This is a genomic window from Natronolimnobius baerhuensis (assembly GCF_002177135.1).
Classification (GTDB): domain Archaea; phylum Halobacteriota; class Halobacteria; order Halobacteriales; family Natrialbaceae; genus Natronolimnobius; species Natronolimnobius baerhuensis.
This window is the reverse complement of sequence record NZ_MWPH01000001.1, coordinates 374,893-400,640: the sequence shown is the minus strand read 5'-3', so window position 1 is coordinate 400,640 and position 25,748 is coordinate 374,893. Positions and strand designations below refer to the sequence as shown.

General features: G+C 60.2%; 23 protein-coding genes and 1 tRNA gene. 4 read left to right on the top strand and 20 right to left on the bottom strand.

Annotated elements, in window-relative coordinates; genetic code table 11:
• Positions 1–42: 42 nt before the first annotated feature.
• The 4 genes from B2G88_RS02010 to B2G88_RS01995 form a co-directional block, all read right to left on the bottom strand.
• Positions 43–4,305, bottom strand: a complete 4,263-nt coding sequence (locus B2G88_RS02010) for an Hpt domain-containing protein (protein WP_087713837.1) — start codon at positions 4,303–4,305, stop codon at positions 43–45.
• On the bottom strand, positions 4,298–5,515 hold the full coding sequence (locus B2G88_RS02005; RefSeq protein WP_054862192.1) for a chemotaxis protein CheB: 1,218 nt from the start codon (positions 5,513–5,515) through the stop codon (positions 4,298–4,300). The genes B2G88_RS02010 and B2G88_RS02005 overlap by 8 nt, the downstream gene beginning before the upstream one ends.
• Positions 5,512–5,874 (bottom strand): chemotaxis protein CheY, encoded by a 363-nt coding sequence (gene cheY, locus B2G88_RS02000; protein ID WP_087713836.1) that lies wholly within the window; start codon positions 5,872–5,874, stop codon positions 5,512–5,514. Before cheY ends, B2G88_RS02005 begins: the two co-directional genes overlap by 4 nt.
• 167 nt (positions 5,875–6,041) lie before the next feature.
• On the bottom strand, positions 6,042–6,746 hold the full coding sequence (locus B2G88_RS01995; protein WP_054862216.1) for a chemotaxis protein CheW: 705 nt from the start codon (positions 6,744–6,746) through the stop codon (positions 6,042–6,044).
• Between the two features lie 131 nt (positions 6,747–6,877).
• On the opposite strand from B2G88_RS01995, the gene B2G88_RS01990 reads away from it, so the two are divergent.
• Complete coding sequence (locus B2G88_RS01990; protein WP_054862193.1) at positions 6,878–7,336, top strand: chemotaxis protein CheW; 459 nt, start codon at positions 6,878–6,880, stop codon at positions 7,334–7,336.
• A 38-nt stretch (positions 7,337–7,374) separates the two neighbouring features.
• Here the strand turns inward: B2G88_RS01990 and B2G88_RS01985 are convergent, their stop codons facing one another.
• The 5 genes from B2G88_RS01985 to B2G88_RS01965 all read right to left on the bottom strand — a co-directional run bounded on the left by B2G88_RS01985 (position 7,375) and on the right by B2G88_RS01965 (position 10,331).
• Entirely contained in the window at positions 7,375–8,148 is a 774-nt protein-coding gene (locus tag B2G88_RS01985) for a DUF5803 family protein (RefSeq protein WP_054862194.1), read from the bottom strand.
• Between the two features lies 1 nt (position 8,149).
• Entirely contained in the window at positions 8,150–8,821 is a 672-nt protein-coding gene (locus B2G88_RS01980) for a DUF2110 family protein (protein WP_087713835.1), read from the bottom strand.
• Entirely contained in the window at positions 8,821–9,351 is a 531-nt protein-coding gene (locus B2G88_RS01975) for a transcription factor (protein WP_087713834.1), read from the bottom strand. Before B2G88_RS01975 ends, B2G88_RS01980 begins: the two co-directional genes overlap by 1 nt.
• A gap of 79 nt (positions 9,352–9,430) precedes the next feature.
• Positions 9,431–9,685: an amphi-Trp domain-containing protein gene (locus tag B2G88_RS01970; RefSeq protein WP_054862195.1), complete on the bottom strand. Its 255-nt coding sequence runs from the start codon at positions 9,683–9,685 to the stop codon at positions 9,431–9,433.
• A gap of 100 nt (positions 9,686–9,785) precedes the next feature.
• Complete coding sequence (locus B2G88_RS01965; RefSeq protein ID WP_054862196.1) at positions 9,786–10,331, bottom strand: tRNA (cytidine(56)-2'-O)-methyltransferase; 546 nt, start codon at positions 10,329–10,331, stop codon at positions 9,786–9,788.
• Positions 10,332–10,477: 146 nt separating this feature from the next.
• Here B2G88_RS01965 and B2G88_RS01960 point away from each other — a divergent pair, with 146 nt between their 5' ends.
• Positions 10,478–11,005, top strand: a complete 528-nt coding sequence (locus B2G88_RS01960) for a cupin domain-containing protein (RefSeq protein WP_054862197.1) — start codon at positions 10,478–10,480, stop codon at positions 11,003–11,005.
• A gap of 66 nt (positions 11,006–11,071) precedes the next feature.
• Positions 11,072–11,296 (top strand): hypothetical protein, encoded by a 225-nt coding sequence (locus B2G88_RS01955; RefSeq protein ID WP_054862217.1) that lies wholly within the window; start codon positions 11,072–11,074, stop codon positions 11,294–11,296.
• Positions 11,297–11,320: 24 nt separating this feature from the next.
• Here the strand turns inward: B2G88_RS01955 and B2G88_RS01950 are convergent, their stop codons facing one another.
• The 11 genes from B2G88_RS01950 to B2G88_RS19385 form a co-directional block, all read right to left on the bottom strand.
• A complete protein-coding gene (locus B2G88_RS01950) occupies positions 11,321–11,536 on the bottom strand; it encodes a hypothetical protein (protein ID WP_054862198.1) in 216 nt (71 codons plus the stop codon).
• Between the two features lie 91 nt (positions 11,537–11,627).
• Positions 11,628–12,086 (bottom strand): universal stress protein, encoded by a 459-nt coding sequence (locus tag B2G88_RS01945; RefSeq protein WP_054862199.1) that lies wholly within the window; start codon positions 12,084–12,086, stop codon positions 11,628–11,630.
• Positions 12,087–12,088: 2 nt separating this feature from the next.
• Entirely contained in the window at positions 12,089–13,822 is a 1,734-nt protein-coding gene (locus B2G88_RS01940; RefSeq protein ID WP_394335706.1) for a VC_2705 family sodium/solute symporter, read from the bottom strand.
• On the bottom strand, positions 13,822–14,295 hold the full coding sequence (locus B2G88_RS01935) for a DUF4212 domain-containing protein (RefSeq protein WP_054862200.1): 474 nt from the start codon (positions 14,293–14,295) through the stop codon (positions 13,822–13,824). Before B2G88_RS01935 ends, B2G88_RS01940 begins: the two co-directional genes overlap by 1 nt.
• A 56-nt stretch (positions 14,296–14,351) precedes the next feature.
• On the bottom strand, positions 14,352–16,328 hold the full coding sequence (gene acs, locus B2G88_RS01930) for an acetate--CoA ligase (protein WP_087713832.1): 1,977 nt from the start codon (positions 16,326–16,328) through the stop codon (positions 14,352–14,354).
• Positions 16,329–16,688: 360 nt separating this feature from the next.
• Positions 16,689–18,941: a bacterio-opsin activator domain-containing protein gene (locus tag B2G88_RS01925; RefSeq protein WP_087713831.1), complete on the bottom strand. Its 2,253-nt coding sequence runs from the start codon at positions 18,939–18,941 to the stop codon at positions 16,689–16,691.
• Positions 18,942–19,064: 123 nt separating this feature from the next.
• Positions 19,065–21,038, bottom strand: coding sequence for an acetate--CoA ligase (gene acs / locus B2G88_RS01920; RefSeq protein WP_087713830.1), 1,974 nt, complete (start codon positions 21,036–21,038; stop codon positions 19,065–19,067).
• An 82-nt stretch (positions 21,039–21,120) separates the two neighbouring features.
• Positions 21,121–23,163, bottom strand: coding sequence for a cation:proton antiporter (locus tag B2G88_RS01915; protein WP_054862201.1), 2,043 nt, complete (start codon positions 23,161–23,163; stop codon positions 21,121–21,123).
• Between the two features lie 162 nt (positions 23,164–23,325).
• Positions 23,326–23,811 carry a universal stress protein gene (locus B2G88_RS01910; RefSeq protein ID WP_054862202.1) on the bottom strand — a complete coding sequence of 162 codons (486 nt, stop codon included), beginning with the start codon at positions 23,809–23,811 and terminating at the stop codon, positions 23,326–23,328.
• A 394-nt stretch (positions 23,812–24,205) separates the two neighbouring features.
• A tRNA-Leu gene (locus tag B2G88_RS01905) sits at positions 24,206–24,290 on the bottom strand.
• 65 nt (positions 24,291–24,355) lie between these two features.
• A complete protein-coding gene (locus B2G88_RS19385; RefSeq protein WP_176393160.1) occupies positions 24,356–24,529 on the bottom strand; it encodes a hypothetical protein in 174 nt (57 codons plus the stop codon).
• Positions 24,530–25,062: 533 nt separating this feature from the next.
• On the opposite strand from B2G88_RS19385, the gene B2G88_RS01900 reads away from it, so the two are divergent.
• Positions 25,063–25,371: a transcription initiation factor IIB family protein gene (locus B2G88_RS01900; protein WP_054862203.1), complete on the top strand. Its 309-nt coding sequence runs from the start codon at positions 25,063–25,065 to the stop codon at positions 25,369–25,371.
• The last annotated feature ends 377 nt before the right edge of the window (positions 25,372–25,748 follow it).

Genomic DNA, 25,748 nt, shown 5'->3' with positions numbered 1-25,748 from the left:
TGCTCCGTGAGTGTGAGTGTATCGCTGGCTGTCGTTTCACGTTCATAGTGTGGTCACATCTAGGATATTGACTACTGCACCGCGTCCGCGGACGGTTGCGCCACTGAGGCCTGGAATGCCGGTCATAAAGCCCTCGAAGGGTTTGACCACGACTTCCTGTTGGCCATGAACCTGGTCACACTGGAATGCGACCTCGCGAACGTCGTCTCGGATCCGTACGAGAACGCTGCCATCGGTACCTGCGGACTGCTCCGCCGTCGTCTCGAGGACGTCATCGAGCGAGACGACTGGAACAGTTGCCGAGTACTCGGTCGTCGGTTCGTGGTCTGTTGGTGCGCTCTCGGAACTGATCGACCCGGTGGTCGACTCGGTACCGAATCCGTCGGCATTGCCAACTGGCAACACCGCGTCGCCGTCGACCGTCTCGATTGAACTGGCAGACTCGATATCGTGGACGACATCAATCGGGATACCGAACTCCTGGCCGTTGCTCTCGAGGAACAACACCTCATCAATTGCAATCGAAACGGGCAACAGCATGTTGACGGTGGTTCCATCGCCAGGACTGCTGTCGATTGAGACTGAGCCGTCGAGTTCGGTCACAGTCCGTTTGACGACGTCCATCCCGACGCCACGACCACTGACATCCGTCACTTCATCAGCGGTCGACAGGCCGGGATGGAAGACGAGTTCGTAGACCTGTTCGTCCGAGAGTGCCGCAGCATCTTCCTCCCCGATGACGCCTGCCTCGAGTGCTTCCGAGCGGAGTCGGTCGGGATCGAGACCGCTGCCGTCGTCTTCGACGGTGATCTTGACGCGATCACGCGTCCGCGTTGCGGTTACCTCGACTGTCCCTTCCTCCGGTTTGTCCGTGTCCGCGCGCTCATCAGGTGCTTCGATACCGTGATCGACGGCGTTTCGAACCAGATGCATCAACGGATCGCTGATCCGGTCCAAGACCGTGCGGTCGAGTTCGACGTCTTCGCCGCTGATGTTGAACTCGACCGTCTTGTCCTGCTCGCGGGAGATATCTCGGACAACACGCGGAAGTCGGTTCGTAACGGTTCCGAGTGGGACGAGTCGAACGTCCATGACCGTCTCCTGTAAGTCGCCGGTAAGATCCTCGAGGGCATCGAGTTCCGTCTCGAGCGTCTGTCGATCCTCGTCGGCTTCGACGGCGTCTCGGAGCCGGACGCGGCTGGTGACCAGCCCCTCGACGAGCGTCAGAAGGTCGTCAATCTGTTCGACATCGACACGAACGGACTGACTGTCCGATGCATCGTCCTCGGTGTCGCGCGTACGCGACTCATCAGGAATCTCTATATCCGGAACCTCGAGCGATGGTTCGTCGATGACGATCTCGGGTTCGTCCGAGTCGGGAGCAGTCCGGGACTGCTCGTCGCTCGTCTCCGCCGCGGAGTCGCCGAACCCGTCTGTGTCGTCAGTCTCGAGGGCGCTATCGATACTATCGAACTCGTCGCTCTCGAGGTCGGTGAACGCGTCATCACCGAAGGTATCCTCGAAGGATTCCGTGCCGTCGGACTCGAGTGTCTGCTCGAGTGAATCGAGCGAGTCATCCAGCGTGTCGTCCGACGGGTCCTCGCTGCCGGCGTCGTCGGTGAACGATGTCTCCTCGCTGGCGGAGTCATCGAACGCCACAGACTCGTCACTGTCAAAGTCTGCCTCGACGTTTGTCGACGCCTCGAGTGCGTCGAACGAGGCGTCGTCGTCGATGTCGAAGTCGTTCGAGTCTGCCGTGTCTGTGACAGGGTCGAACGCTGGTGCCTCATCGTCCGTCGTCTCAAAGTCAGTGTCGCTGTCATCGGTATCGACACTGAAGTCTGCCTCGAGTGGGACACTGTCCTCATCCTCGAGTTGCTGGTCGAACGCAGCTGAGTCGTCAGTATCGACTGTGGGTTCGAACGACACGTCATCGACGTCTTCATCGTCGAACGCTGGTGCGTCGTCGCTCCCAACGGGGGCAAACGAGTCAGTTTCGGCTGTGTCGGGTGTCGTCCACTCGTTGTCTGCCGATGCGTTCGCAGCGTCGTCGGCGTCGCTGTCCTCGAGTCGAGCACTCTCGTCGACAGCCGCACCGATCTCGCTCCCGAACGTACTGAAGTCGACAATATCGCCTGTCGACTCGTCGTCCGCATCGGTTGCAGTGGTGTCATCAGTCGTCGACGAATCGGCTGGCTCGAGGCTGTCAGTCGCTGGCTCGAAGCCGCCGGCACTGAACTCGACGTCGGTCGTGTCCGCGTCGTCTTCGGTGACTTCGTCGTCTTCACTGTCTTCGACCGTAGCGTCGAGGTCACTATCTGCCTCGAGTGAGTCTGCATCCGTCTCGGAATCGACGGGCTCGAGGGAGTCGTCTGCGACCTCGACAACGTCGTCTTCAGCATCCGGCTCGCTTTCGTCAGCGTCGTCTTCAGTAACCGACTCGCTGTCCTCCCCACCGTTGTCTGCTGTCACCGATTCACTCTCCGCAGCACCAGCGAGTTCGTCATCCTCGTCGGACGAAGCACTGCTGGCTGTGTTATCGACAGCCGTCTCGTCGTCGAGATCCGCGCTGTCTGTTTCGGCTGTGAGAGAGTCGTCATCGGCCTCGAGCGCCGACTCATCGTCTGCTGTGTCCGTCTCCGTTTCGACGTCAGCAGGTTCGTCGATAGATTCCTCGAGCGAATCGGCTTCGGCGTCGTCGCCAGTCTCGCTCGCAACAGGAGCGTCCTCGACACGGTCGGTTTCGAGGTCGGCATCGACAGCCTCATCCTCGGATTCTGCCTCGGCCTCAGCCTCAGCATCCGCATCGGGAGCCGTCTCGAATCCAGGGACTGGCGTCACAGTCTCGTCAGTGTCGCCATCATCCTCATCGACTGTCTCATCATCATCATCATCTGACGACTCCTCGCCAGTCACGAGATCCTCGAGGTCGGCCTCGAGTGCGTCGTCTTCGGTATCGACCGATTCCGCAGCGCTCGCCATAGACTCTGCCTCGCCGAGGGACGCCTCGTCGCTGTCGTCTGCGAAGTCATCACCGAGTAACTCGTCCATCCCGACTTCCTCGTCGGTGTCGAACTCGTCGAACTCGAGTTCATCGAGTTCGTCCTGGAGTTCGTCGAAGCCGACCATCTCGACTTCGTCTTTGAGTTCCTGGAAGACGGCCTCCGCATCGTCAACGTCGTCAGCGTCACCAGTGTCGTCGACACTAGCGCTTGCGTCACTGTCATCGCTTGCTGCTGTCGACCCGGTGTCGTCAGTAGCGCCGTCGTTCGCCTCAGCCGGTGACGCTTCAGCCGTCTCGGCGTCGACATCGTCCGTTTCATCGAATTCGATCTCGACATCGTCGTCACCCAGTAGATCGTCGAACGACCCGGCTTTGCCCATCTCGTCGAACGCATCGAGGTCGTCGTCGTCCTCGACTTCTTCGACGAGATTGTCGAGATCGTCGTACTGATTAAATTCGCCGAGAAGTTCGTCGACCTCGAGATCCTGCGCTTCGTCTGCGCTAATATCCGGATCGGACAGACCACCGGCCGCGTCGCCTTCGTCAGTTGCCGCTGCAACGGCCTCGAACTGCTCGGTCACGTTGACCAGTTCGAAATCAGCGACTTCATCAACCGGCTCGAGGCCGGAGGCGATTGCAGCTTTCGTCACCGCGCTTGCGAAGACGGCATCGAATCGGCCGTTGTATGCGTGTGCCTCGATTGCGTGTCGTGGCGGGGCGGTCCCGATCAGATCAAACGCATCGATCAAGGCTTTGACGACCAAAATACCGGCATTTTCTTCCTCGGCTTCGCTCTCGGCGACCGAGATACGAACGAGGTAGACGTTTCGGTCGCCGGCTGGCTGCTCGAACCGCGAGAGGACGTCTTCGATCTCCTCGTCGGTCGGCACCTCGATTGGGGCCGGCCCCTCGAGATGCGCCCGAAGCGACTGAATCGACCCTGATGGGGCCGTCTGGAGTGCAGCGACATCGATATTGCCGCTCTCTTCGTGGTCAGCAACGCGTTCGACCATCGTCTCGAGGTCGTCAACGGCGTCGAAGATGTCGTCCATCAACTCCGGTGACACCTCGAGTCGGCTGGCGCGGACGGCGTCTAACAGGTCTTCAATCGCGTGGGCGAGTTCGCTTGCGCCCTCGAGACCCGCTGCACCGCAGTTGCCTTTGAGCGTGTGGGCGATTCGGAACACTTCCTCCATCGCCTCGGAGTCGTCCGGATTGCGCTCAAGTGTGAGCAATGCGTTGTTTAGTTCCGTGATACGATCACGGCTTTCGCGAACGAAATCGGACCAGTAGTCAGTCATCGCTGTCACCCGCGGTTGCGGTTACGAGTTCGTCGACGAGGTCACAAGCGGGTGCGACTGTCTCGACGCACCCGGTTTCGATTGCCTGACAGGGGATTCCAAACACGGGACTCGTCGACTCATCCTGTGCAATCGTATGGCCACCGGCACGAGCAATCGACTCGATACCGGCTGCGCCATCGCTTCCCATGCCGCTCAGGACGACACCACAAAGTGTGTCGTCGATAGCTGCTGCGGCACTGTTCATCGTCACGTCAATCGCTGGCTGAATCGTCCCGCCGCTGTCGATCAGTCGAACACGGAACGAACCATCTGCAACGGTCGTAATCTCGAGGTCTGCATCGCCCGGTGCGACGATGATCTCGCCGGCACTGACCCAGTCGCCGTCGTCGGCGTGTGTCACGTCGTACGCACTCCGTGAATCGAGCCGTTCGGCGAATCGAGCAGTGAAATCTGCCGGCATATGCTGGACGACAACCACCCGTGCCCCGAGTGATCGGGGGAGGTGTGAACAGATTTGCTCGACGATCTTCGGGCCGCCAGTCGAGGCACCGATAATAATCGTCGGCCCAGCCTCGTCGCTGGCGTCGGCTGTCGATGTCGCCGTCGTCGACTCCTCGAGTGGAACAGTCGGCTTCTCAACTGACGTGTCAATGCCGGCTGGACCGGCCGGGCTGATATCGGCCTGTGTGGTCCCGGTACCGGACCCGACTGACGACGTCTGTGTCGCGGTCGCCGATCTCTCGGTTGCTGGCTGTTCTGCTCGAGCGCGCGTCATCCGTGCTGTCGCAGTCGTTCGAGTGAGCGCCAGTTCCGAAATATCAGCATCCTCGAGCCGTTCGATTTTTTCCTCGAGTTCATCGACGAAGTGGGCAATATTGCGCGAGCCCGAGCCGTCGGGTTTTTTGAGGACGCCAACGGCTCCAGCCTCGAGTGCATCGAAGGTCGCATCCGCGTTCGCTTCGGTGTATGCACTCGCCATAATGACCGGGACTGGCGACGTCTGCATGATCTGCTCGAGGGCGTCGATGCCGTTGAGTTCGGGCATTTCGACGTCCATCGTGATCACGTCCGGGTCGAACGTCTCAGCCGTGCCAACGGCCTCGAGGCCGTCGTCGGCTGTTTCGACTGTGTAGCCGGCGTCAGTGAGCGCGTTGCCGACGACTGTTCGGAAGAACTGCGAGTCGTCGACAACGAGTACTCGCGTCATGCAGCAACGACGTCCGTGAGGGCTTTCCTGACGCTTGGCTCCTCAAAGGGTTTCGTCACGTAGCCGTCCGCCCCGGCTTTGACGGCGAGTTTCATTTTCTCGCGCTGTCCGACACTCGTGCACATAATGACACGTGCGCTCGGGTCGATTTTCTTGATGGCCGCCGTCGCCTTGATGCCGTTGCATTTTGGCATGACGATGTCCATCATCACGATATCGGGCTCGTGTTCTTTGTACAACTTGACTGCCTCAGCCCCGTTCGACGCCTCACCCAGAATGCGATGGTCCTGTTCGAGAATCTGACGCAGTAGATTCCGCATAAAATGTGAGTCGTCTACGATGAGCACCCCTGTCGACATTCACTAGTACACCAAATTCTCATTGCCATAGAACTACCATAAATGCTGTCTCTCAATTATCACCTGTGATAAGCGGCAGAATAGCCGTGACACCCCGTCGAAACACCGTATTTTAAACGGTTGTTACTACACGCGCTTCCGAATGAGCCCCGGATATTCGAGTCAACCTATCGAGTGGTCGCCGTTGGACCGGCCGCTGCGAGTAACCGGTCGGTATCGATCAGCGGCGTCACCTCGATGACCGTCTGTGGTCCCTGTCTGTTGGCGCGTGCCGTCTCGCCATCGCTATCACTGCGACTCGAGTCTGTCGCTGCTGTGTCTGAGTTGTCGGCTGCCGTTGGCGAGACCACTGTCGAACTGAATCGACGCGTTCGCCGATGCTCCTGGACGACGAGCGACTCAACGAGCGGGTGCTTGAGGGCGTCACTCGAGAGGTCACGGTCTGTTGCGCCGTCTTCGTCGAGGATGTCCCGTTCTGGGATTGGGACGACCTGCTGGATTTCGTCGACGCGAATCGCCGCTGGCTGGCCCTCACTCGAGCGGTCAAAGACGAGTAGTTGGTCCTGGTCGGCGTCTGTGGTCTCCGTCGGGAAGTGGACAGTCGGGTCGATAACAGCCGTAATCTCACCGCGGAGGTCGGTCAGTCCCTCGACTGCGTCGGGAGTTCGTGGAACAGCTGTGAGGTCGCCTGGAACGTCAGTCGTCGTTCGAACGTCATCGACCGGCACCGCGAGGCGGTGGTCGCCGACCTGGAAGCGAACGACGCGAACGTGTTCTTCATCGGCTGACTCATCGCTACTGTCCGTCTTGCGCGTCGATTGCTCGTCGTTGAGGTCGATGCCGAGCAGTTTATCGGGGAGATCCGGTGCCATGTTCTGTTCGAGTATCCAAGTCCAGCGATAAAACATTGATCCCCTCGAGTGGCCGCATGTGTGAGTTTCCCACCCAACATGCCAAAACGAGGTGTTTATTTTGGGGCGCCTCGTTCCCGTTTTCGGAAACGATGACCCCCGCTTCTGACGCTGATTTTCCTCCTGATGACGAGCAGGTACCAGTCCTCTCATTCGAACTCGCTGACGACCGCTACTGCGTTCGTACCGACGCTGTCGCAACCGTTCGCGGCCTTGCTGAAACGGCCCCACTCGAGGATGCTGTCGACCCGTGGAACGCTGGCTCGGTGCTGGTTGGTGACGCTCGCGTCCGCGTCGTCGACCTTCCGCGAATCGTCGCTGGTGTCACACAGACAACTGCTCGGACCGACGATCCGATGCTGCTCGTCCTGACCGAATCCGACGACTCAGGCGCGTACTTCGGCTGGCTCGTCGATGGTGTTGATGTCACCAGAACCGTACACACCTCGGCGCTCGAAGCGACACAGGCACCGACGCGATTTATCCTCGGCCGGTTCGAATTCGATGACGGCAGTGCGATGTTACTCGACGAAACAGCGATTCACGACTGAAAAGAGGTTCGACGGGACGGGGACAACGCTATTGGTCGCTATCGAAGCCCAGGCGGTGGCCCATCGTCGGAGTCGTCGTCGATATCGATATCGAGGCCCATCTCCTCTCGCTCTTCTTGGAGTTGCTGGACCTTTCGGTAGTAGTAGGCGATCCCGATTCCACCGAGGATGACCGCCGTGACGATCAACCCGATGAACAGCGGAATATCCCGTGTCTGGTAGAACCGCACTGAGATCGTGCTGTCGACGTGATCCCAGGACAGGTGCTCGCGATTATCGATAACCTCGCGGTCATAGCCACTCGGATTTACGTCGCCGAACAGGAAGTTCGACGTTCGATGATCCTCGGGCAGCGTGATCTCGTAGGAACCGTGCGTGTACGCCGGCAGTTGGAACGTCTGACTGCCGCCGCTGCCGGAGAACGCAAGCGTCCCGTTCTCATCCGGCACCTGTATGTCTGTACTCGAGCGCCCCTGATCGATTTCTAACTCCGAACCAGTGACTTCGGTGCCGTCAGGATACCAGTAGCGGACGCTGTGGATGTCGAGTGCTTCCTCCCGGTAGAAACTGGTTCGATACAGCGAGAGGTCTTCCGTTTCGTTGAGATCGTAAACGGCGCGGAACTCACTGCTGCTGAGGAGGCCGCCGCCCTGGATATCGATTGCGACGTCGGCATCGCTGTCGATCAGGTCATCGTACTCTTGTTCCTGATCGAGTTCCTCGTCGGAGATCCCGCCGAAGATCATCGAACAGCCGGCTAACCCGACCAACACAGCGACCGCAACCGCTGCGAGAACGAGTCGACGATTCATATTACGGGACGACACAGCGCAGTTCCGCAGGGAGATACTCGCCGACACTTGCGAGCAGCCCCGGCGGATCGGTGCCTTCGGTACAGATGACGCTCTGTTCTAAGAGACCGATCCGTTCGACGGTGACGTAGTCCTGTGCGTGGCCCGCACGATTCAGCGTCGCTCGAACCTCGGCTCGCGTTGCACTGTTGACGTTGAGTCGGCCATCGCCGCGTGTCCACTCGTACAAGCGGTCGATTTCCTCGTCTGCCAGCGTTGCCGGACCGTCTTCGTGATAGACGAATCGCAGCGGCATGTGCTGGACCAGTCCGTAGCGGTCGCGGATCTGGATGCCCGTCCCGGGTCCAAGGCCGAGGTCATCCGTCGAGATCTGGACCGCTTGTCCAGCATCGAGGACAAAGCCATCTTCGTCCCACGACGTGAGCGTCCCGATATAGGTCTCACCATCCTCGAGATCGGGGACGATTTCGCCGAACTCCTCGCGGAGGACGTTCCGCGCGACAACGGCGTCGTCCCCGTCGATAGTGACGGTGGGGAAGTCATCGTGGCGTAGTCCGACCTCATATTCGACATCGAGGTCCGTGATTTCGTTTCCGACGAGCGAGCGTAGCGAGTCGAGCGCTCGGTCCTGAGCATCTCCGTCGACGTAGAGTTTTGTTGCGAGTACGACCATTAGGCGTCCGCGTTCGTATCGAGATTGAGTTCGTCCTCGAGCGCCGCGAGGCGGTCTTCCATCGCGGTGACGAGGCGGTCGTTATCCATCGACTCGAGCGGTGATCCACACTCGGGACACTCGAAGCCGAAGTCCATTGCTTCACCGAACTCGAAGCGGATGGAACAGATTTCACAGAGGTAGAACTCGTGGGTGCGTTCGTACTCCTGTCGGTCATCGAGGGCGTCGTGGAGACGGTGCATCTCCTCCTCGAGATTCTCCGGGATGTTCTGGTACTGGAACGTCCAGAGGTAGGTCAGCCAGCCCGAATCCTCATCTCGCAGCCGTCGGTAGGTGGCGAGATCGTTCTCGTACAGGATAAACAGCGCCCGTCGCACGTCGTTTAACTCGAGGTCTAGGTCTTCTGCAAGCTCCTCGTCGGTCACTTCCCCGTCCGGCGGTGCCGCCGCAACGGGCATCCCCTTGGGACCGACAAGTTCGTGAAGATACTTTTGAACGACCGGATCCTCGAGCAGGTCCTCAAAAGCCATTACCCACTACTAACGCCATGCAGCCATTAAGTCTTGTCAACTTCTGCCCGCACGGAAACACCGTGCGGGGGTGTAGCTGTCACTCTGTCCCGTCGTCCTCGAGTTCCCAGCCGACGGTCACCGTCACTTCTTCGCGCTGGCCGCCGAGCATCGGCGAACGCTCTTGGGCTTCGATTTCGTATTCGACTGTCGAACTCGGTCGGAGCGTCAGCGTCTTGTTTCCGATTCGGATGTTTGCATCGCCAGTGCCACGGAGTTCCTGTGCAAGTCCCTGCAGGAAGTCCGCTGCTTCATCGCGCGAGAGGTCTTCCGTATTTGCCGTGGTTTCAGCCATAGGATACCTGCCACCGGATGGACACAAATAGATTGGCTACGAACTGGCAGGCCGGCAGGCGGTTGGAGTCGACGGTCGCTCGTGATCGGTACCCGACGTCCTATTCGTCGTCGACTGGCTCGACTCGCTTGCCCGTCTCCATCGGGAGTACCTGCTGCTCCGCGTTTTCCCACTCGCGCTCGAGTTCGTCGCCCTCGAACAGTCGGTCGAGAAAGACTGCCAAACCGGCCACTTCGGAGTGGGGCTGGTTAGTGACGCCGACGTTCCAGTCGGCCTCCTCGTAGACGTCAAACGAGACCTTTTCCGAGCCGACAACGACGAGAATGTCCTCGCCACCTGCGTGTGCGTCGCGAATGTCGCCTTCGACGTCCTGTACGCGCTCGCCGTACATCGTGAGATGAACAACCTGGCCGTCCCAGTTGCGGATGATTCCTTTCGGCGAGTCCGTCAACGCCGCCTCGAAGGGACCCCCAAATCGGTCCGTGATATCGCTGACTGTCTCGAGTGATTGGCCCGCGTTGTCCGGGATCCAGACCCGATCAGCGCCGAGTGCCCGCGCTGTGAGTCCAACGTGGGTCGTCATCCGCTCGTCCCGGCCGGGCCGGTGGCCGAGTCGAAGGACGGCGACCGTCGATTCGGTGTGCATACTCGAGTGCAGTCGGGGACGCGGTTAGGTGGTTTCGCTTTGGGCTGAGACGGACCGTCTGAGACAGCGTTTCGAATTCGAAAACCGAGAGTCCAGACCGCAACCAGCGACGATAGTTCAATGGTACCACACCGAATTGATCCTGCATGGACAAATGCAACGAACGCGACCTCGAGTGGCAGCGATACGATCCCGACGATGACGACGAAACGAACTTTCGCCGGAAAGAACTCTCGAACGGTGTCGACGCGGCCGACATCGGCTGCAGCCTCTACGAACTGCCAGCTGGAGCGCGGTCGTGGCCCTATCACTATCACACGGCGAACGAGGAAGCACTGTACGTCCTCTCTGGCAAGGGGCTGTTGATCGCAGCGGACGGAGAGCACCCGCTCGAGGCGGGAGACTACGTCACGTTTCCCGCGACTGAGCGCGGTGGCCATCGAATCGTCAACGACAGCGACGGGCCGCTGCAATACCTGCTGCTCTCGACGATGAACGAGCCCGATATCACTGTGTATCCCGACAAAGAGACGTTTGGCGTCTACGTCGGGTCGCCACCGGGTGGGCGTGATGAGCGCTCGCTCGAGGGCTACTATCGTCTCGAGGACGACGTCGACTACTGGGACTGCGCTGAATCGGGTTCCGACTCCGCCCGGGAGTCAGAGAGTGAGTGAGACTTCTGGGCTCTCGAGGCAGCGGACATGCATGGATATTTGTTCACACACGTCAATAGACGTGATATGAGTAACGAATCAACCGAGAAGGCAGCGGTCTTTTCGGAGGGAATCGGCGCGCCGATTGCAGGATTACTGGCGCTCGTGTTTGCGGTAATGGCAGGTATGAGCGTCTTTCCGGCGCTCTCAGGGACAGCGGGTGATATTGCGATGCCACTGATTTTGGGTGGGGCAAGCCTGCTGTTTTTCCGAGTGAGACAGCGATATCTCGGCGCGACTGAAAGCCAGTAAACGTTAGTTAGCCCTGACAATCGCTTACTCTCGCTGTTGTTGTTTGGCCACCTTGAGCGAGAAGAAAAAGCCAAAGTACGCGGGGATTCCCGCGAGCATGAACATGTAGAATGCCCACGAGGGTGCGTCGATGAAGACGAAATCAAAGAGGAAACTTACGAACGCGACCCAGACGACGGCAAACAGCAGATCGTACAGCATCCCTGTTTGGTTTTCTCGCAGTTGGTCGACGATGCTCATTCGGCGTTTCCTCCCGTTGTATGCAGTGGAGTTCGGTTCATATACAGAAAACAAAGTGGGTAGTCGTTAGTCTTGTGCGACTGGGCTGCCGTTAGTCGTCTTCGTAGTCGACGACCAGGACCGGGGTGGTCGTCGAGCGCAACACACGCTCGGTGACGCTTCCGAGCAGCGCACGGCGAACCCCGGATCGACCGTGACTGCCGATCACGATCAGATCGATACCGTTGTCCTCGGCGTAGTTCGCAATCATGCGATGGGGTTGGCCGCCAGCGTGGTGTTCGACGGCGGGAATGTCGGCTGCATCTGCTTGGTCCCGTACGTATCCGGTTGCGGCCTCTGCATCTTCTCGAAGTTCGGTCATCCCCTCGAAGTTCCCCTGGCGAATACGGTCGACCTGTTCGGTGCCCAATCCGTAGGCAACCGCGTCGGTATCGGCGACGTACAGCGCGTGTACCTCTGCACCGTATTTCTCGGCGAGATCGACCGCGTTGTCAACCGCGACCTGTGCTACCTTGCTACCGTCTGTTGGAACGAGTATGCGTTCGTACATGGTCAGTCATCCGCAGGTGCGTCTCCGCGTCCGTTCTTTTCGGCGACGACGTCCGCCGCGGTCTTGTCTCGCGACATCGGGTCCGGGCTATGACACTGTCGGACCATCTGTTTCGTTTGGAGCGGCGGATCATCGGTCACGAGCGAGACGATAATCGTGATTGCAAACACCAACGGCACGCCGACCAGTCCAGATCCAATCGCTGGTACCCAGGTTGAAATGAACCCGATGTCCCAGCCAGAACCGAAGTGACCCTCGTTAAACATCGGAATCAGCCAGATGAGCAGTCCACTGGTCATCCCGGCAAGTGCGCCCTGACGGTTGGTCCGTTCCCACCAGAGTCCGAGGAAGAACATGGGGAACAACACGATTGCGGCGAGCGAGAACGCAAACGAGACCAGCGCGGCAATCGGTGCCGTTGGGTCCATCGCAAAGATGATCGTCAGCACACCGATTGCAACGATGCTCAGGCGACCGACCAGCACCTGCTGGCGCTGGGTTGCGTCTTCGTTGATGATGTTCGCGTAGATGTCGTGAGAGATCGCCGAGGAGGCGGCGATGAACAGTCCAGCCGTCGTCGCGACGGCGGCTGCAATACCGCCCGCGGCGACGAAGCCGACGAACCAGGTCGGCAAGCCAGCAAGTTGTGAAGCAAGCACGACGATCACGTCACCTGCAGCCTCGGTCATACCGGGGTCGCCGTAGGCTGCGCCGATCTGGTCGCTGTAGAGTGCAGTGCCGAAGGCGGCGAATGCCGGTGCACTCAGGTACAGCAGGCAGATGAAGAACAGACCCCAGGTACACGACCAGCGAGCGACACGCTCGTTCTGGACCGTGTAGAACCTGACTAGCACGTGCGGGAGGCCACAGGTCCCGAAGATCAGGCTGAAACAGGTCGCGATCCACAGGTAGTAGCTCTCGTTTGCGAACGGCTGAGAGAACTCGTTGCCGAGTTCGCTGATCAGTTGTCCGTACTCGAGTTGTGGCAGTACTGTCGAGAAGCCACCAGCCCAACCGGTCGCGAGCAACCCGAGAAGGAAGGCAGCAATAAGAATGGTGTACTGCAGCGCCATGTTCTTGGTCGCACCGAGCATCCCCGACAGCGCCAGGTAGCCAATTGTGATGACCATGAACAGGATCATCATGCCCTGGTAGGCGCTAATACCAGGAATCGCGACGATTTCGTTGATGTCGCCCAGCACGTACATGCCGACCAGTCCCATTCCGCGAGCCTGGCCGAGCGCGTAGACGAATCCGATGAGGAACGTCGTGACCGCCGCGAGCGCACGTGCAGCGTCGGAGTTGAAGCGATCTCCGACGAAGTCCGGCGCGGTGTACTTTCCGAACCGGCGCATCTGAGCGGCCATGAAAATGAGGAGGATGAAGTACCCGGTCGTCCATCCAACGACAAAGGCAAGCCCGTATACGCCCGAAAGCGCAATCAGGGCCGCCATGCCGAGATACGACGCAGCTGACATCCAGTTTGCGCCAATCGCCATTCCGTTTTCGATGTTTCCGATAGACCGGCCAGCAACCCACATATCATCGGTGTCGGCCACTTTGAACATGAAGCCAACAACGAGGAACAATAGCATCATGCCGACGACGATAATCGCTGGCAGTGGCTTGAACGAAACGTCCAATCCTTCCGGAAGCAGCCCCTCATCAACTTGCAGCGGGAGCGTCTCGGCCGCACCGAGTGCGAGTTCTGTCGCGGCCAGCAGAGAGCCGTCCATCATTGCTCAACACCACCGTCAGTCGCTGCAGCATCCTCTGAATCCGTGACCGTTCCTGCCGGTTCCGGCTCGAGAACCTCCTGTTCGATTCCGTACTTTTCGTCGAGTTGGTCGCGCTTTCGTGCATACCAGACCGAAAGCAACAACGACGCCGAGGGTGCGACAATCGCAATCGCGAAGTAATGGAATGGGAACTCGAGCACCGGAATCGGCGTGGTCATCAGGTCCGGCGCGAGTCGCGTCGCCGTGATTGGGCCAAAGGTTGCGACCACCCAGATGGCAAAGCCCGTCAGGATGACACGCTGATGATCCCGCATGAACGGGGTCGCTGGCCGCAATAAGTTAATTTCGACATCGAGGTAATCGATCTGTTGTTCGCGCTCAACGTCGGAGAGGCCGCCGTCAGTCTTCACCTCGTGTTCGTGTGGCTGTTCTGTCGTCCCGCCTGATCCTTGCGCGTTATTGTCTGTCATAGGTTTGTCGGTCCGTCGGTCAGTTTCTGCGCAATACACCAAAATGAACCGCAGCGTCAGTCCGCCTCGACCTGTCCAGCGATCTCCTCGACGATCTCCGGATTCCGGAGCGTCGACGTACTCCCGAGGTCGTTGCCACTCGCGATATCCTCGAGGAGGCGGCGCATGATCTTGCCCGAGCGCGTTTTCGGCAGTTCAGGCGTGAAGATCACGCTTTCGGGTCGGGCAATCGGCCCAATCGAGTCGTTGATTGCGTCTTCGGCCTTGGCCTCGAGGTCGTCGCCGCCCTCGTAGCCGTCTTCGGGAATCGCGTAGACGTAGACGGCTTCGCCTTTGACCTCGTGGTCGCCGCCAACGACAGCTGCTTCGGCGATTCCCTCGACGCCGACGACAGCAGATTCGATTTCCATCGTCCCGAGGCGGTGCCCGGAGACATTGAGAACGTCGTCAACACGGCCGAGAATCGTGATGTAGCCGTCGTCGTCGATTTTCGCGCCGTCTTCGGGGAAGTAGACCCACTCGTCTGCATCGGGGTCGGAGTACTCCTGCCAGTACTCCTCGAGGAATCGGTCGTCGTTGTTGTACAGCGTTCGAAGCATGCCGGGCCACGGCTTGTCAACGGTGACGTAGCCTGCTTTCCCGGCCTCGACTTCCTCGCCTGCTGCATCGACGACCTGAGCGTCGATTCCTGGCAGCGGCGGGCCGGCAGAGCCGGGTTTCATCGTGTTGATCGCGGGGAGCGTCGTAATCATCATGCCGCCAGTTTCGGTCTGCCACCAGGTGTCGACAATCGGACACTCCTCGTTGCCGATGTGTTTGTAGTACCACTTCCACGCGCGCGGATTGATCGGTTCACCGACCGTCCCGAGGAGTCGCAGACTCGAGAGGTCGTGTTCGGCGGGGTACTGCTTGCCCCACTTCATGAACGCGCGAATTGCGGTTGGGGCGGTGTAGAACACGTCGACGCGGTTCTTCTCGATGATCTCCCAGAGTCGATCCTTGGTCGGGTAGTCCGGCGTCCCCTCGTACATCATCGTCGTCGTGCCAAGCGCGAGCGGGCCGTAGACGATGTAGGAGTGGCCGGTAATCCAGCCGATGTCTGCGGAACACCAGTAGGTGTCTTCGGGTTTGATGTCCAGTACCGAGTGGCTCGTCCAGGCGGCATACGACAGGTAGCCGCCGGTTGTGTGCTTGACGCCTTTCGGCTCGCCCGTCGTGCCAGAGGTGTACATCAGGAACAGCATGTCCTCGGCATCCCGGGAGACTGGCTCGACCGATGCGCCAGCATGTTCCGCGACCAGTTCGTCGTAATCGTGCTGGTTGTCCGCGAGCGAATGCGTAAGCGCATCGCCCAGTCGGTCGACGACCACGACGTCCGAAACCTCGTGTTCGACGCCCTCGAGGCCCTCGTTGGCCTTCGAGATGTGATCAAGTGCGTCACCGCGGCGATAGTAGCCGTCACAGGTGACGAGGTACTCGCTTTCTGCGGCGTTCATCCGCGTTGCGAGCGCATCCGCGGAGAAGCCAGCGAAGACGACGCTGTGTGGCGCACCGAGACGGGCACACGCGAGCATCGCAATCGGCAACTCGGGAATCATCGGCATGTACAGCGTGACCACGTCGTCTTCCTCGACGCCACGGTCACGCAGCGTTGCCGCGAAGGCTTCGACCTCGTTCAGCAACTCGCCATACGTGTACGTCCGCGTCTCGCCCAGTTCACCCTCCCATTTGATCGCCGCGCGATTCTTTGCCCCCTCCTCGACGTGGCGATCCAGACAGTTCGCGGAGGCGTTGAGTTCTCCACCCGTGAACCACTCATAGAAGGGTTCATCATCGTCATCGAGGACAGTATCGTACTCGCTGTCCCACGACAGCAGGTCGGCAGCCCGCTCCCAACACTCGGGCCACTCGTCTTCGAACTCAGCGTAAATCTCCGGATCCGACACGTTTGCCTGCTCAACGAACGACTCGGGCGGATCGAACGACTCCTGCTCCTCGAGTCGGGCCTCGAGACTGACTTCCTCCTGTGTCATGGTACACACAGTCAATGACGAACCATGATACTAAAAGGGCGCTCTAGGTGTACAAAATCGAGCAAGCAACGAAGCGGTGAAACTGCGCCTCAAACGGGCTGTTCGAGATAGTTCAACGCCAATCAGGCGGCCACGGGCTCGAGCGGCCGTTTCACTGGTTCCCAAAGATCGGTTGTTTCAGGCGCGTAAGTTCGGATTACGCGAGCCTCTAGAGAATTAGTATCAGACTACGACCGATCCAGCTGACTCGAGGCGGGACTGTCTGACTTACTGACACTCATACGGGTTACTGTCAGTCATTTCCGGCGTACCCGCGACCCGAGCAGCGGATGTGCCGGTACATTGGTACGGCACTCCGTATCACGCCTGCTCGTCCGCGCCGATTTCCGTTTCAGTTCGGCCGACGCCGTCTGGACCATCACCGGGTGGGCGGTCGAAGAAGGTCCGAAGCAACTCGTGTTGGGCCTTTCGAAGGTGATTGTGCAGCGTCGGCGAGGAAACGCCCATCGCGTCGGCGACTTCTTCGGCCGTGCTCTCGCGGGGCCAGTCGTAGTAGCCGCCGTAGTAGGCCGCCTGAAGCGTCGCCTCCTGGCGATCAGTCAGCCGATCCGCAAGTCCCGTCCGGAACTCTCGAGCGGTCTGGACAGTGCGTTCGGTTTCGCGCTTGCCGACGAGTTCGCTGGCAGGGAAGACGGCTCTGAGGCCGTCGATTATCGTCCGAAGTTCGGTATCAGCGGCGCATTCGCCGGTGATCGTCGCCGTTCCGTCCTCGACAACTGCCTCGAGGACGGTCACGCCGTACTCCGTCAGCGTCAGCGTCGGCGCAGCGCCCTCGACGACGAACTCGAGTCGCCAGCCGTCCGTATCGGTTTCGACTAATCGACAGTCGTCAATGCCCTCCGTCGCCTCCGCGCGTTCGAAGACCGCTGCGGGTGAACTCCCCTCGAGTCGGACGTAGTACAGCTGTGTCGACTCGGCGACGGGCACCAGCGTATCGAGTTCGAACCGGCAGTCGAGTTCTCGGGACGTCTCGACGAAGAACGATCCGGCGTCTTTGCAGACGATCTCGAGTTCGACGACTCGATCCGAGAGCAAGAGGTTACGCCGTCGGACAGCCGCGATTGCTGCGCCGACGTGGCGGCCGATGGTCTCGAGCCACGCACGCTCATCGACATCGAACGCCTCCTCACGGTCGGTTGCAACGGCGAGCGTGCCGTAGGTGGTATCACCGTACGTCAGCGGGACGGCCGCGAGCGTGCCGGTGAACGGGTCGCCGCCGATAGTCGCGTGTACGTCGTGTGTCACGACGACCTGTGGTTCGGCGTCCGAGTCGCTGTCAGTCCACTCAGTCGCGGCCCATGCCTCGGGAACGAGGTCATCGACCGCATCGGCTGCGATACCACTCGCAGTCCGTTTCCCCTGGCGCTGTGCAATCGTCGCCCGGTCAATCCAGGCGCAGGTGTACGGCTCGCCGTCTGCCAGCGCCTCGCAAGCCTGTCGTTCCACCGCCTCGTGATCGGACGCCTCGAGAAGTCCACGCGTGAGCGCGCGATAACGGTGTGTGAGTGTTACCTGTTGTGCGAGCGCATCGCGCTCGCGACGAACCTCCTCGAGTTCCTCCTGTGTGGGCGTTCGATCACGAATGAACACGACGAAGCCGCGGTGACGGCCTCTATCATCCCGAAGCGGCGAGACGACCTCCGTCGCGCGGAATCGAGTGCCGTCCTTGTGGAGCCGCCAGCCCTCGACTTCGGTCCCGGACTCCTCGAGTGCAGCCGAGAGGGTTCGGTCAGGATCGCCTGTTTCGACCGCGTTGTCCGGGTAAAACGTCGAAATATGCGTGCCGACGATTTCACTGGCTCGATACCCAAAGAGGGTCGCAGCGCTGCGATTCCAGCGTTCGACGTAGCCCTCCGCATCGAGACGAACGAGTGCGTATCGTTCGCTTGCAGCCAACAGCAGGCGGATCACACTATCGCCGACGACGTGTTCCGTTGGCGACTCGCCGGGGCCGCGTTCGCCGCCCGGCCCCGGACGTTCGACAGCCGCGAACGCATCAACGATTGTCGTGTCAGTCGGCGTCTCGAGATACGACTCGAGGGCTTCGAAGCTCTGCCACCCACCCGCCGCTTTGACAACGCGCGGGTTGATATCGTGCTCGACGAGCGCTCGAGCGGCGAAGTACTGGCGAAGGTCACTGCTCGAGATATCGGCCAGTGCTGGCTCGTCGAACAGGTCACTCGCCCGGTCACCGACCTCTGAGACGAGCATCTGGAGTCGCCGCGGCGTCACAGGAAAGATTCGGTCGCCAGCAGCGAGGTCGTTGCTCCGAGCATACCGGCGCAGTTCCCGTTCGACGTGTGTCGGCAGGTACGCCGTCCGGTCCTCGCGGTCGTCCACGCCGGGAACGCGAACGAGATACCGCGGCGGATCCATCCGAACCTGCTCAATATCACCGATTGTGAGCCGTGCCAACTCGGCCGGCCGAAGGCCAACAGCCCCACAAAGTCGAACAACGAGCGCTTCACGATAGGTTTCTGCAGCCTCGAGTACCGATTCGAACTGCCGACTCGAGAGCCCTGCCCCCCGCCCATCCATCTTCTCGAGCGCCATGTTTCGCGAATTCTATAGAGACGAACATAATAGTACCGACCAAAACACCCATAGCTGCGTTAGTACAGTCATATCAGCAAACAACACTCGAGTGTCTGTTTCGGAAGAATTGAAACAGCGAAACTAGTCGCCGCGTTCGGCTTGAATCTCGCCGACGATTTCGGGGTTTCGGAGCGCGCTCGTATCGCCTAACTCCGCCCCGTTTGCGATATCCTCGAGGAGGCGGCGCATGATCTTGCCCGAACGCGTCTTTGGCAGTTCCGGCGTGAAGACGACCTCGCTTGGTTTGGCGATGGGGCCAATCGTCGCATCGATGCTGTCGATGATCGCCTCACGGATCGACGTCCCCGGATCGTAGCCACCTTCGGTGCTAACGTAGGCGTAGATTTCGGTGTTTCCAGTCTCGCTCGAGCGGCCGACAACGGCGGCCTCGGCGACCCCAGTGACGTCAGTGACCGCGCTCTCGATTTCCATCGTACTCAGTCGCCGCCCGGAGACGTTAATCACGTCGTCGATCCGGCCGAGAACGGTGATGTAGCCGTCGTCGTCGACTGTCGCGGCGTCACCGCTGGCGTAGCGCCACACGTCTTCATCGGGATCCGAAAACCGCGTCCAGTACTCCTCACGATAGCGCTCATTGCCGTCGTACAGCGTCCGAGCCATCCCCGGCCACGGCTGCTCGAGGACGAGATAGCCTGTTTCGCCGGGTTCGACGGGAGTGCCAGTGTCATCGACAACAGTGGCTTCGATTCCTGGCAGGCCCGGCCCCGCTGCACCGGGTTTCATCTCGTCGACACCGGGGAGCGTCGAGATGACGACGGCCCCCGTTTCGGTCTGCCACCAGGTGTCGACAACCGGACACTCACCGCCGCCGATGTGCTCGTGATACCAGCGCCACGGCCGAGGACTGATCGGTTCGCCGACCGTCCCGAGCAGGCGCAGTGATGACAGATCATGGCGTTCGGGATATTCTGTTCCCCACTTCATGAACGCACGAATCGCGGTTGGTGCGGTGTAAAAGATGTCGACGGCGTTTCGGTCGACGATCTCCCAGAGTCGATCCCGGTCGGGATAGTCCGGCGTCCCCTCGTACATCACCGTCGTCGTCCCGAGTGCGAGCGGGCCGTAGACGATGTAGGAGTGGCCGGTAATCCAGCCGATGTCGGCCGCACACCAGTAGGTGTCCTCGGGCTCGATATCGAGAACGGCGTGGCTCGTCCAGGCAACGTGGGAGAGATAGCCACCGGTCGTGTGGACAACGCCTTTCGGCTCGCCCGTCGTTCCCGACGTGTACATCAGAAAGAGCATATCCTCCGCATCTCGAGCGACCGGATCGACGGTTTCGCCTGCGTGCTGGTCTCGGAGGTCGTGATAGTCGTGTTCGTTCTCACCCAGCACGTGGGGCAGGTCATCACCGAGTCGGTCAACGACGACCGTTTCGATGTCGGCCTCGAGTGCGAGGCGTGCGTTGTCGACCTTCGTTTTCTGGTTGAACGCATCGCCGCGGCGGTAGTAGCCGTCACAGGTGACGAGATACTCGCTGTCTGCGGCATCCATGCGCGTCGCGAGCGCGTCTGCGGAGAGTCCGGCGAAGACGACGCTGTGTGGCGCGCCGATACGAGCGCAGGCTAACATCGCAATCGGCAGCTCCGGGATCATCGGCAGGTAGATCGTGACGACATCGTCCTCCTCGACACCGAGTCCACGCAGTGCCGCAGCGAACTCGTTGACCTCGACGTACAGATCCCGATACGTGTACGTCTGGCGCTCGCCGTGTTTGCCCTCCCAGCGAATCGCGACGTGGTTCTTCCGCCCGGACTCGAGGTGTCTGTCGACGCAGTTGTAGGCAGCGTTCAGTTTCCCGCCGGTAAACCACTCGTAGAACGGCGGCTCGTCGTCGTTGAGGACGGTATCGTATGGCTGGTCCCACGAGAGCAAGTCCGCGGCACGCTCCCAACACGCCGGCCAGTCCGTCTCGAACGTCTCGTAAACGCTCGAGTCAGTGACGTTTGCCTGCTCGGTAAACCACGCTGGCGGGCTGTGTGGTGACCCCGTCGGGACGGCTCGATCTCGACCCCACCCGCTCCGATCAACCATGTCTCGTTCGAACCGACGGGAGTCAGCCGAATAAACGTTCCTCCGCCGGAACCGCCATGTCGGCGGGCGGTTTTGGCGCGAATTACCCGAACTGCAGGAACTGTCTGTCGTCGTCGCGGTCACTCCGGGCGGGATAGACGATAGCGACGGAGCCAGGGACCTGCTGTGTAAGTCGAACTGGCAGACCGCGCAACTCGGGATGCCAACCCACCGCTCCACGACGCGGGCTGATTGCACTCACGAACGTCGTCTCCTCGAGCGACCGTAGCTGTGTATCGAGTGCAGGCCACCCATCGACGCGCTCGACAGTCACCGACACGTCCGGTTCGACCAGATCGAACAGCCGCTCGTAGCGCTCCGTCTCGTGGCCAACGGCGATGGCACGGATCGACGCGCCAACGCTACTCGCGAGGTGCTCGACCGTCTGAATCGCCTCGTAGAACCCGTCAATCTGGCCGACCCCTGGCGGCAAGACAACGACGATCTCTCGAGTCGTATTGAGCGGCTGGCGGAGCGTCGTCACCACTACCTGCTGGGTCGTTCGAGCGAGCACGTCATCGATAGTAGACCCGATCTGGCGCCCACGGGTCGGTGGTGAGCCGTCCCAGGGGACGACGACCGTAGTCGCCCGATTCTCGTAGGTTGCACGGACGATTCCCGATGCACGGCTCTCGTCGATACGCGTCTCGCGCTCAATTGGAACCTCAGCACCCGCAGCGATGGCTTCGACGTCTTCGAACGTTGCCGCAATGGCAGCCAACTCACTCGAGGTCTCAGCCCCCGGCCGCGCAACGCTGACGAGTATCAGTGGTTGCTCTTCGCCGTGATCGCGGATGAACATTCCACACTCGAGGAGCCGGTCTCGGTCTGTGTCTGGAAGTGCACTCGAGAACGGAATCAGGACGCGCTGTGGGGCAGTCCGTCGGTCGTACGCGGTGCGTTTGGACGTGTGGGCGATGACGGTGCCGTAGCGGTCGACGACGGTTGGACTGAGCACGCTCACGACGAGGATCATGAGCACGACGGCGTTGAGCATCGCCTCACCGAGCAGACCTACGTCGAACCCGATGAGGACAATCGCCAGCGCTGCTGCGGCCTGCCCGACCGAAAGGCCGAACATCGTCATCGTCTCGGCGTGTGAGTAGCCGTACAGCCGAGCCGTCAGCCACGCTGCAGCGTACTTCGTCGTCACGACGAGAACGATGAGGGTGACGGTAAACACAATCGTCTCGAGGCCCGCTGCGAGCACGCGAACATCGACGAGCATGCCAACAGACAGCAGGAAAAACGGAATAAAGAGCGCGTTGCCAACGAACTCGATACGGTTCATCAGCGTCCCGTGCTCCGGAATCAAGCGATTGAGCGCAAGCCCGGCCAGAAACGCACCGATGATGGGCTCGACACGGGCAAGTTCCGCAAGATACGCACAGCCGAACAGAACCGCCATCACGAACAGAAACTCGACGTAGCTCTCGCGTTCGACCGTCCGGAAGAACCACCGGCCAAGTCGTGGCACCAGTAGCCAGATCCCCGCGAAAAAGAGCGCCAGGCCGCCAGCTAACTCGAGCCAGAACGTCGGCCCAAGTTCCCCCTGTTCGGCCGCAATCACGACCGCAAGTACGAGCAACGCGAGCGTATCAGTAATGATTGTCCCGCCAATCGTCGCCGTGACGCTCTCGCGGGTTGCGATTCCGAGTTGTGCGACGACCGGATACGCAAGCAGCGTATGCGAGGCGAAAATCGCAGCAAAGAGCGAAGCCGCACCCAATGAGAGTCCCAGCAGGCTGTAGCCGACAACCATTCCGACTGCTTGGGGAACCAGAAACGAGAGCAGACCGAAAACGACGCTCCGGTCCGTGTAGCGAATAAACTGCGAGAGATTGATCTCGAGGCCGGCAAGAAAGAGCAGATAGACGATCCCGACCTCGCCGAGCAAGATAATCGTCTCATCGCGCTCGAGTAAGCCAACACCGTTCGGGCCGATGGCTGCGCCGACGACGATGATGCCGATAATCCCCGGAAGTCGAAACCGCCGTATCACCAGCGGTGCCGTCAAAAAAACGAGGATCGCAAGTCCGAAAACGAGTATCGGATCCTCGACGGGACGTGTCAACGCCGACAGCATCAGTTATTGGACACGCTCCGTGCCAGTCGTCCCCGACGGTCGCTGTTCACGAGTGTTCCCGACCACGGTCACCGTCGCTTTCACACCGCCGTAGAAAAATGCAGCCGACGGTTGCAGCCGATACGCACCGCCTATCGCCGCTCGACCCCCTCGAGTCGGTACTCAGAACTCCGCGGTCGACTCGAGATCAGACGTCGCCTCATCGCGTTCGCCGCGGACGACGTACACATCGTATCGCTGGTCGTTCGCCACCGAATTGCCGACACTCGACTGTGGTGCAATGACCGAGCCAGCGTTTTCCGAGCCAATAAACAGCACCGTTGGATCAACCTCAGCCGCGACGCGGCGAATCTCTCGCACGACCTCCGTCGTCGCCGTTGCCGTTGGCTCGTCCGCACTGACTCGAACCGTCCGAATCGTCGCCGCCGGTGCGACAGTTTGCGCTCGCTCCGTGAGCCCCGACTCAATCGCATCCTCGTCGAACGGCTCTCCCTCCGTGATCCACCCGCGCTCACGCGCGTAGTCTGGATCATCCGGAATCACAGTCAGAACGATAATCTCTTCGTCGAGCACCGATCCGAAGGTCACAGCACGCTCGAGTGCAGTCGTCGCGAGTTTCGAGGCATCAAACGGAACGAGTACGGCCATACACCGTTCTCTGCCGACCGGCGAAGTAAAGGTTCGGCCCCGTTATCACGCCGTGGCGATTCTCGACAGCGACCCCTGGTGTGGCCGTGTAGACCGCTCGAGGAGCAAGTGATCGACCTCGAGTTGGTTACCCGATGCTCGAGTTTGGGGTGGCCTCGAGTGAGACAGAGGACTGGCTATGGTGCGGGACCGGATTCGAACAACGTGAAGACGTGCTCGCGGTGCTGCGCGCGCCTTCTCTCGTTCGAATCCGGTCCTGCTCTTTCACTGCAACTGCTCGCTTCGCTCGCAGTTTTGTTCAGTGCGCGGGACCGGATTCGAACCGCGAGGACTTCGCTTCGCTCGTCCTCTGGGCCGCGAATCCGGCCTGCTCTTCACTCACTTCGTTCGCTCATGCGCGGGACCGGATTCGAACCGGCGGACCCCTACGGGACAGCGTCCTAAGCGCTGCGCCGTTGGCCTGGCTTGGCTACCCGCGCTCACCTGTTCGTTTTCACGAATCGAGTAAGAACCTGTCGATCCGCACTACTGCCGCGACAACCCATTACTGATGCTTGACTGGCTCCTCGGGCGACCAATCTGGCGGGACGATAAACGTGATGTGCTCAGGATCTCGGAGTTGATGTAACTCCGCGGCCTGTTCGGCCAGCGAGCGATCTCGGTACGGCATCTCGAGGCCGCACCCAGTACAGACGAGTTTGCAGGTTGGTTCCTTCATGGCGAACAGGCCCGATCACTGCCGGGCAGTGGCGTCAATTGTCAGTTCGGAGTCAGGGGGCTTTAGTAGTCGTCTCCTAGTGAAATCGAGCGAGAACGGCCGGTTTACCGACGTATTACTAGCTGAACGTTGGCTCCGGTAGCACAGTGTTGGGCATTCCTCTGGGATGCGTACACACAGACAGTGTTCAGATACGGAGATATGTTCATCCCCGGTCGTGACTCCCTCGAGCGACCAGTCAGACAGTCGTCGACCGTCCTCACACAACCGCTAAATCAGTGTCCCTACTCGCACGAAATCGAATTGAACACGATATTGTCTGCTGAAAATGATATGAAATGACTGTTATCGAGAACAAACAGCTGCTGTGTTTGGCCGCTGTTGCCAACTGTAGCCGATGGTTTTCGAGACTGTGTTCGAACGCATATATGTGTAGTACCAGATTTGAAAACCATTACTAATAACCAATAGCATAAGCCCTCATCGAGCAGTGCTCACGTGGGTTTATGCACACCGGGAGACTACGGAGAGATATGCATAGCGCACGCGACCGCCTCGAGTACGAACTCTGGCTCGAGGAACTCGAGACAGTCGCCGACGAACTCAACCTCGAGGCTGACGCTCGTTCATGTGCCGTTGATCTCTTTCTGACGGACGTCCCCGACGCCGACCGATCCAAACGCGCCGTCCTCGCGGCGAGCGTCTACGCCGGCTCGCTCGTCGCTGGCGACGGACGCACCCAGCGTTCCGTCGCCGACGCGGCCGACGTCTCACGGCTCTCGATCCAACAGCGCTGGAAGGACATTCTCGAGCGAGCGGGCCTCGAGCCGCCGCGCTGGTAACTCACAACGCACCCCCCGTGTTCGGATGATTCACGACTGTGCCTCGAGGCCATCCCAATTCCATCTCGGCCGCCTGTGGTCGCGGTAGGCCAGAGATACCCAGGAAAAAGGCAGCCGTATAATACTGCTTGAAACGATGTACACACTGATCGAAACGCCATCCTACGATTGTTTGTCCTGACTTTCAAGATGCGACTAGAGTACCAACTGCAACGAGTGACACACTGATCGCACAGCCGACTCACGGGCACATCGTGCCCGTTCGCTTGTCCGCGGTTCTCGTTCGCTTCGCTTACTCCGAACCGCGCTCCTGTCGTGCGATCAGGTCTGCAGTGACCTGCAGTGGCTACGATATATGTGCGCGACCGCTGAGCCAT

Coding starts and splice junctions, on each gene's coding strand:
- B2G88_RS02010 (WP_087713837.1), bottom strand. CDS start 4,305: ATGACTGACTACTGGTCCGATTTCGTTCGCGAAAGCCGTGATCGTATC.
- B2G88_RS02005 (WP_054862192.1), bottom strand. CDS start 5,515: ATGACGCGAGTACTCGTTGTCGACGACTCGCAGTTCTTCCGAACAGTC.
- cheY (WP_087713836.1), bottom strand. CDS start 5,874: ATGTCGACAGGGGTGCTCATCGTAGACGACTCACATTTTATGCGGAAT.
- B2G88_RS01995 (WP_054862216.1), bottom strand. CDS start 6,746: ATGGCACCGGATCTCCCCGATAAACTGCTCGGCATCGACCTCAACGAC.
- B2G88_RS01990 (WP_054862193.1), top strand. CDS start 6,878: ATGACCCCCGCTTCTGACGCTGATTTTCCTCCTGATGACGAGCAGGTA.
- B2G88_RS01985 (WP_054862194.1), bottom strand. CDS start 8,148: ATGAATCGTCGACTCGTTCTCGCAGCGGTTGCGGTCGCTGTGTTGGTC.
- B2G88_RS01980 (WP_087713835.1), bottom strand. CDS start 8,821: ATGGTCGTACTCGCAACAAAACTCTACGTCGACGGAGATGCTCAGGAC.
- B2G88_RS01975 (WP_087713834.1), bottom strand. CDS start 9,351: ATGGCTTTTGAGGACCTGCTCGAGGATCCGGTCGTTCAAAAGTATCTT.
- B2G88_RS01970 (WP_054862195.1), bottom strand. CDS start 9,685: ATGGCTGAAACCACGGCAAATACGGAAGACCTCTCGCGCGATGAAGCA.
- B2G88_RS01965 (WP_054862196.1), bottom strand. CDS start 10,331: ATGCACACCGAATCGACGGTCGCCGTCCTTCGACTCGGCCACCGGCCC.
- B2G88_RS01960 (WP_054862197.1), top strand. CDS start 10,478: ATGGACAAATGCAACGAACGCGACCTCGAGTGGCAGCGATACGATCCC.
- B2G88_RS01955 (WP_054862217.1), top strand. CDS start 11,072: ATGAGTAACGAATCAACCGAGAAGGCAGCGGTCTTTTCGGAGGGAATC.
- B2G88_RS01950 (WP_054862198.1), bottom strand. CDS start 11,536: ATGAGCATCGTCGACCAACTGCGAGAAAACCAAACAGGGATGCTGTAC.
- B2G88_RS01945 (WP_054862199.1), bottom strand. CDS start 12,086: ATGTACGAACGCATACTCGTTCCAACAGACGGTAGCAAGGTAGCACAG.
- B2G88_RS01940 (WP_394335706.1), bottom strand. CDS start 13,822: ATGGACGGCTCTCTGCTGGCCGCGACAGAACTCGCACTCGGTGCGGCC.
- B2G88_RS01935 (WP_054862200.1), bottom strand. CDS start 14,295: ATGACAGACAATAACGCGCAAGGATCAGGCGGGACGACAGAACAGCCA.
- acs (WP_087713832.1), bottom strand. CDS start 16,328: ATGACACAGGAGGAAGTCAGTCTCGAGGCCCGACTCGAGGAGCAGGAG.
- B2G88_RS01925 (WP_087713831.1), bottom strand. CDS start 18,941: ATGGCGCTCGAGAAGATGGATGGGCGGGGGGCAGGGCTCTCGAGTCGG.
- acs (WP_087713830.1), bottom strand. CDS start 21,038: ATGGTTGATCGGAGCGGGTGGGGTCGAGATCGAGCCGTCCCGACGGGG.
- B2G88_RS01915 (WP_054862201.1), bottom strand. CDS start 23,163: ATGCTGTCGGCGTTGACACGTCCCGTCGAGGATCCGATACTCGTTTTC.
- B2G88_RS01910 (WP_054862202.1), bottom strand. CDS start 23,811: ATGGCCGTACTCGTTCCGTTTGATGCCTCGAAACTCGCGACGACTGCA.
- B2G88_RS19385 (WP_176393160.1), bottom strand. CDS start 24,529: ATGAAGGAACCAACCTGCAAACTCGTCTGTACTGGGTGCGGCCTCGAG.
- B2G88_RS01900 (WP_054862203.1), top strand. CDS start 25,063: ATGCATAGCGCACGCGACCGCCTCGAGTACGAACTCTGGCTCGAGGAA.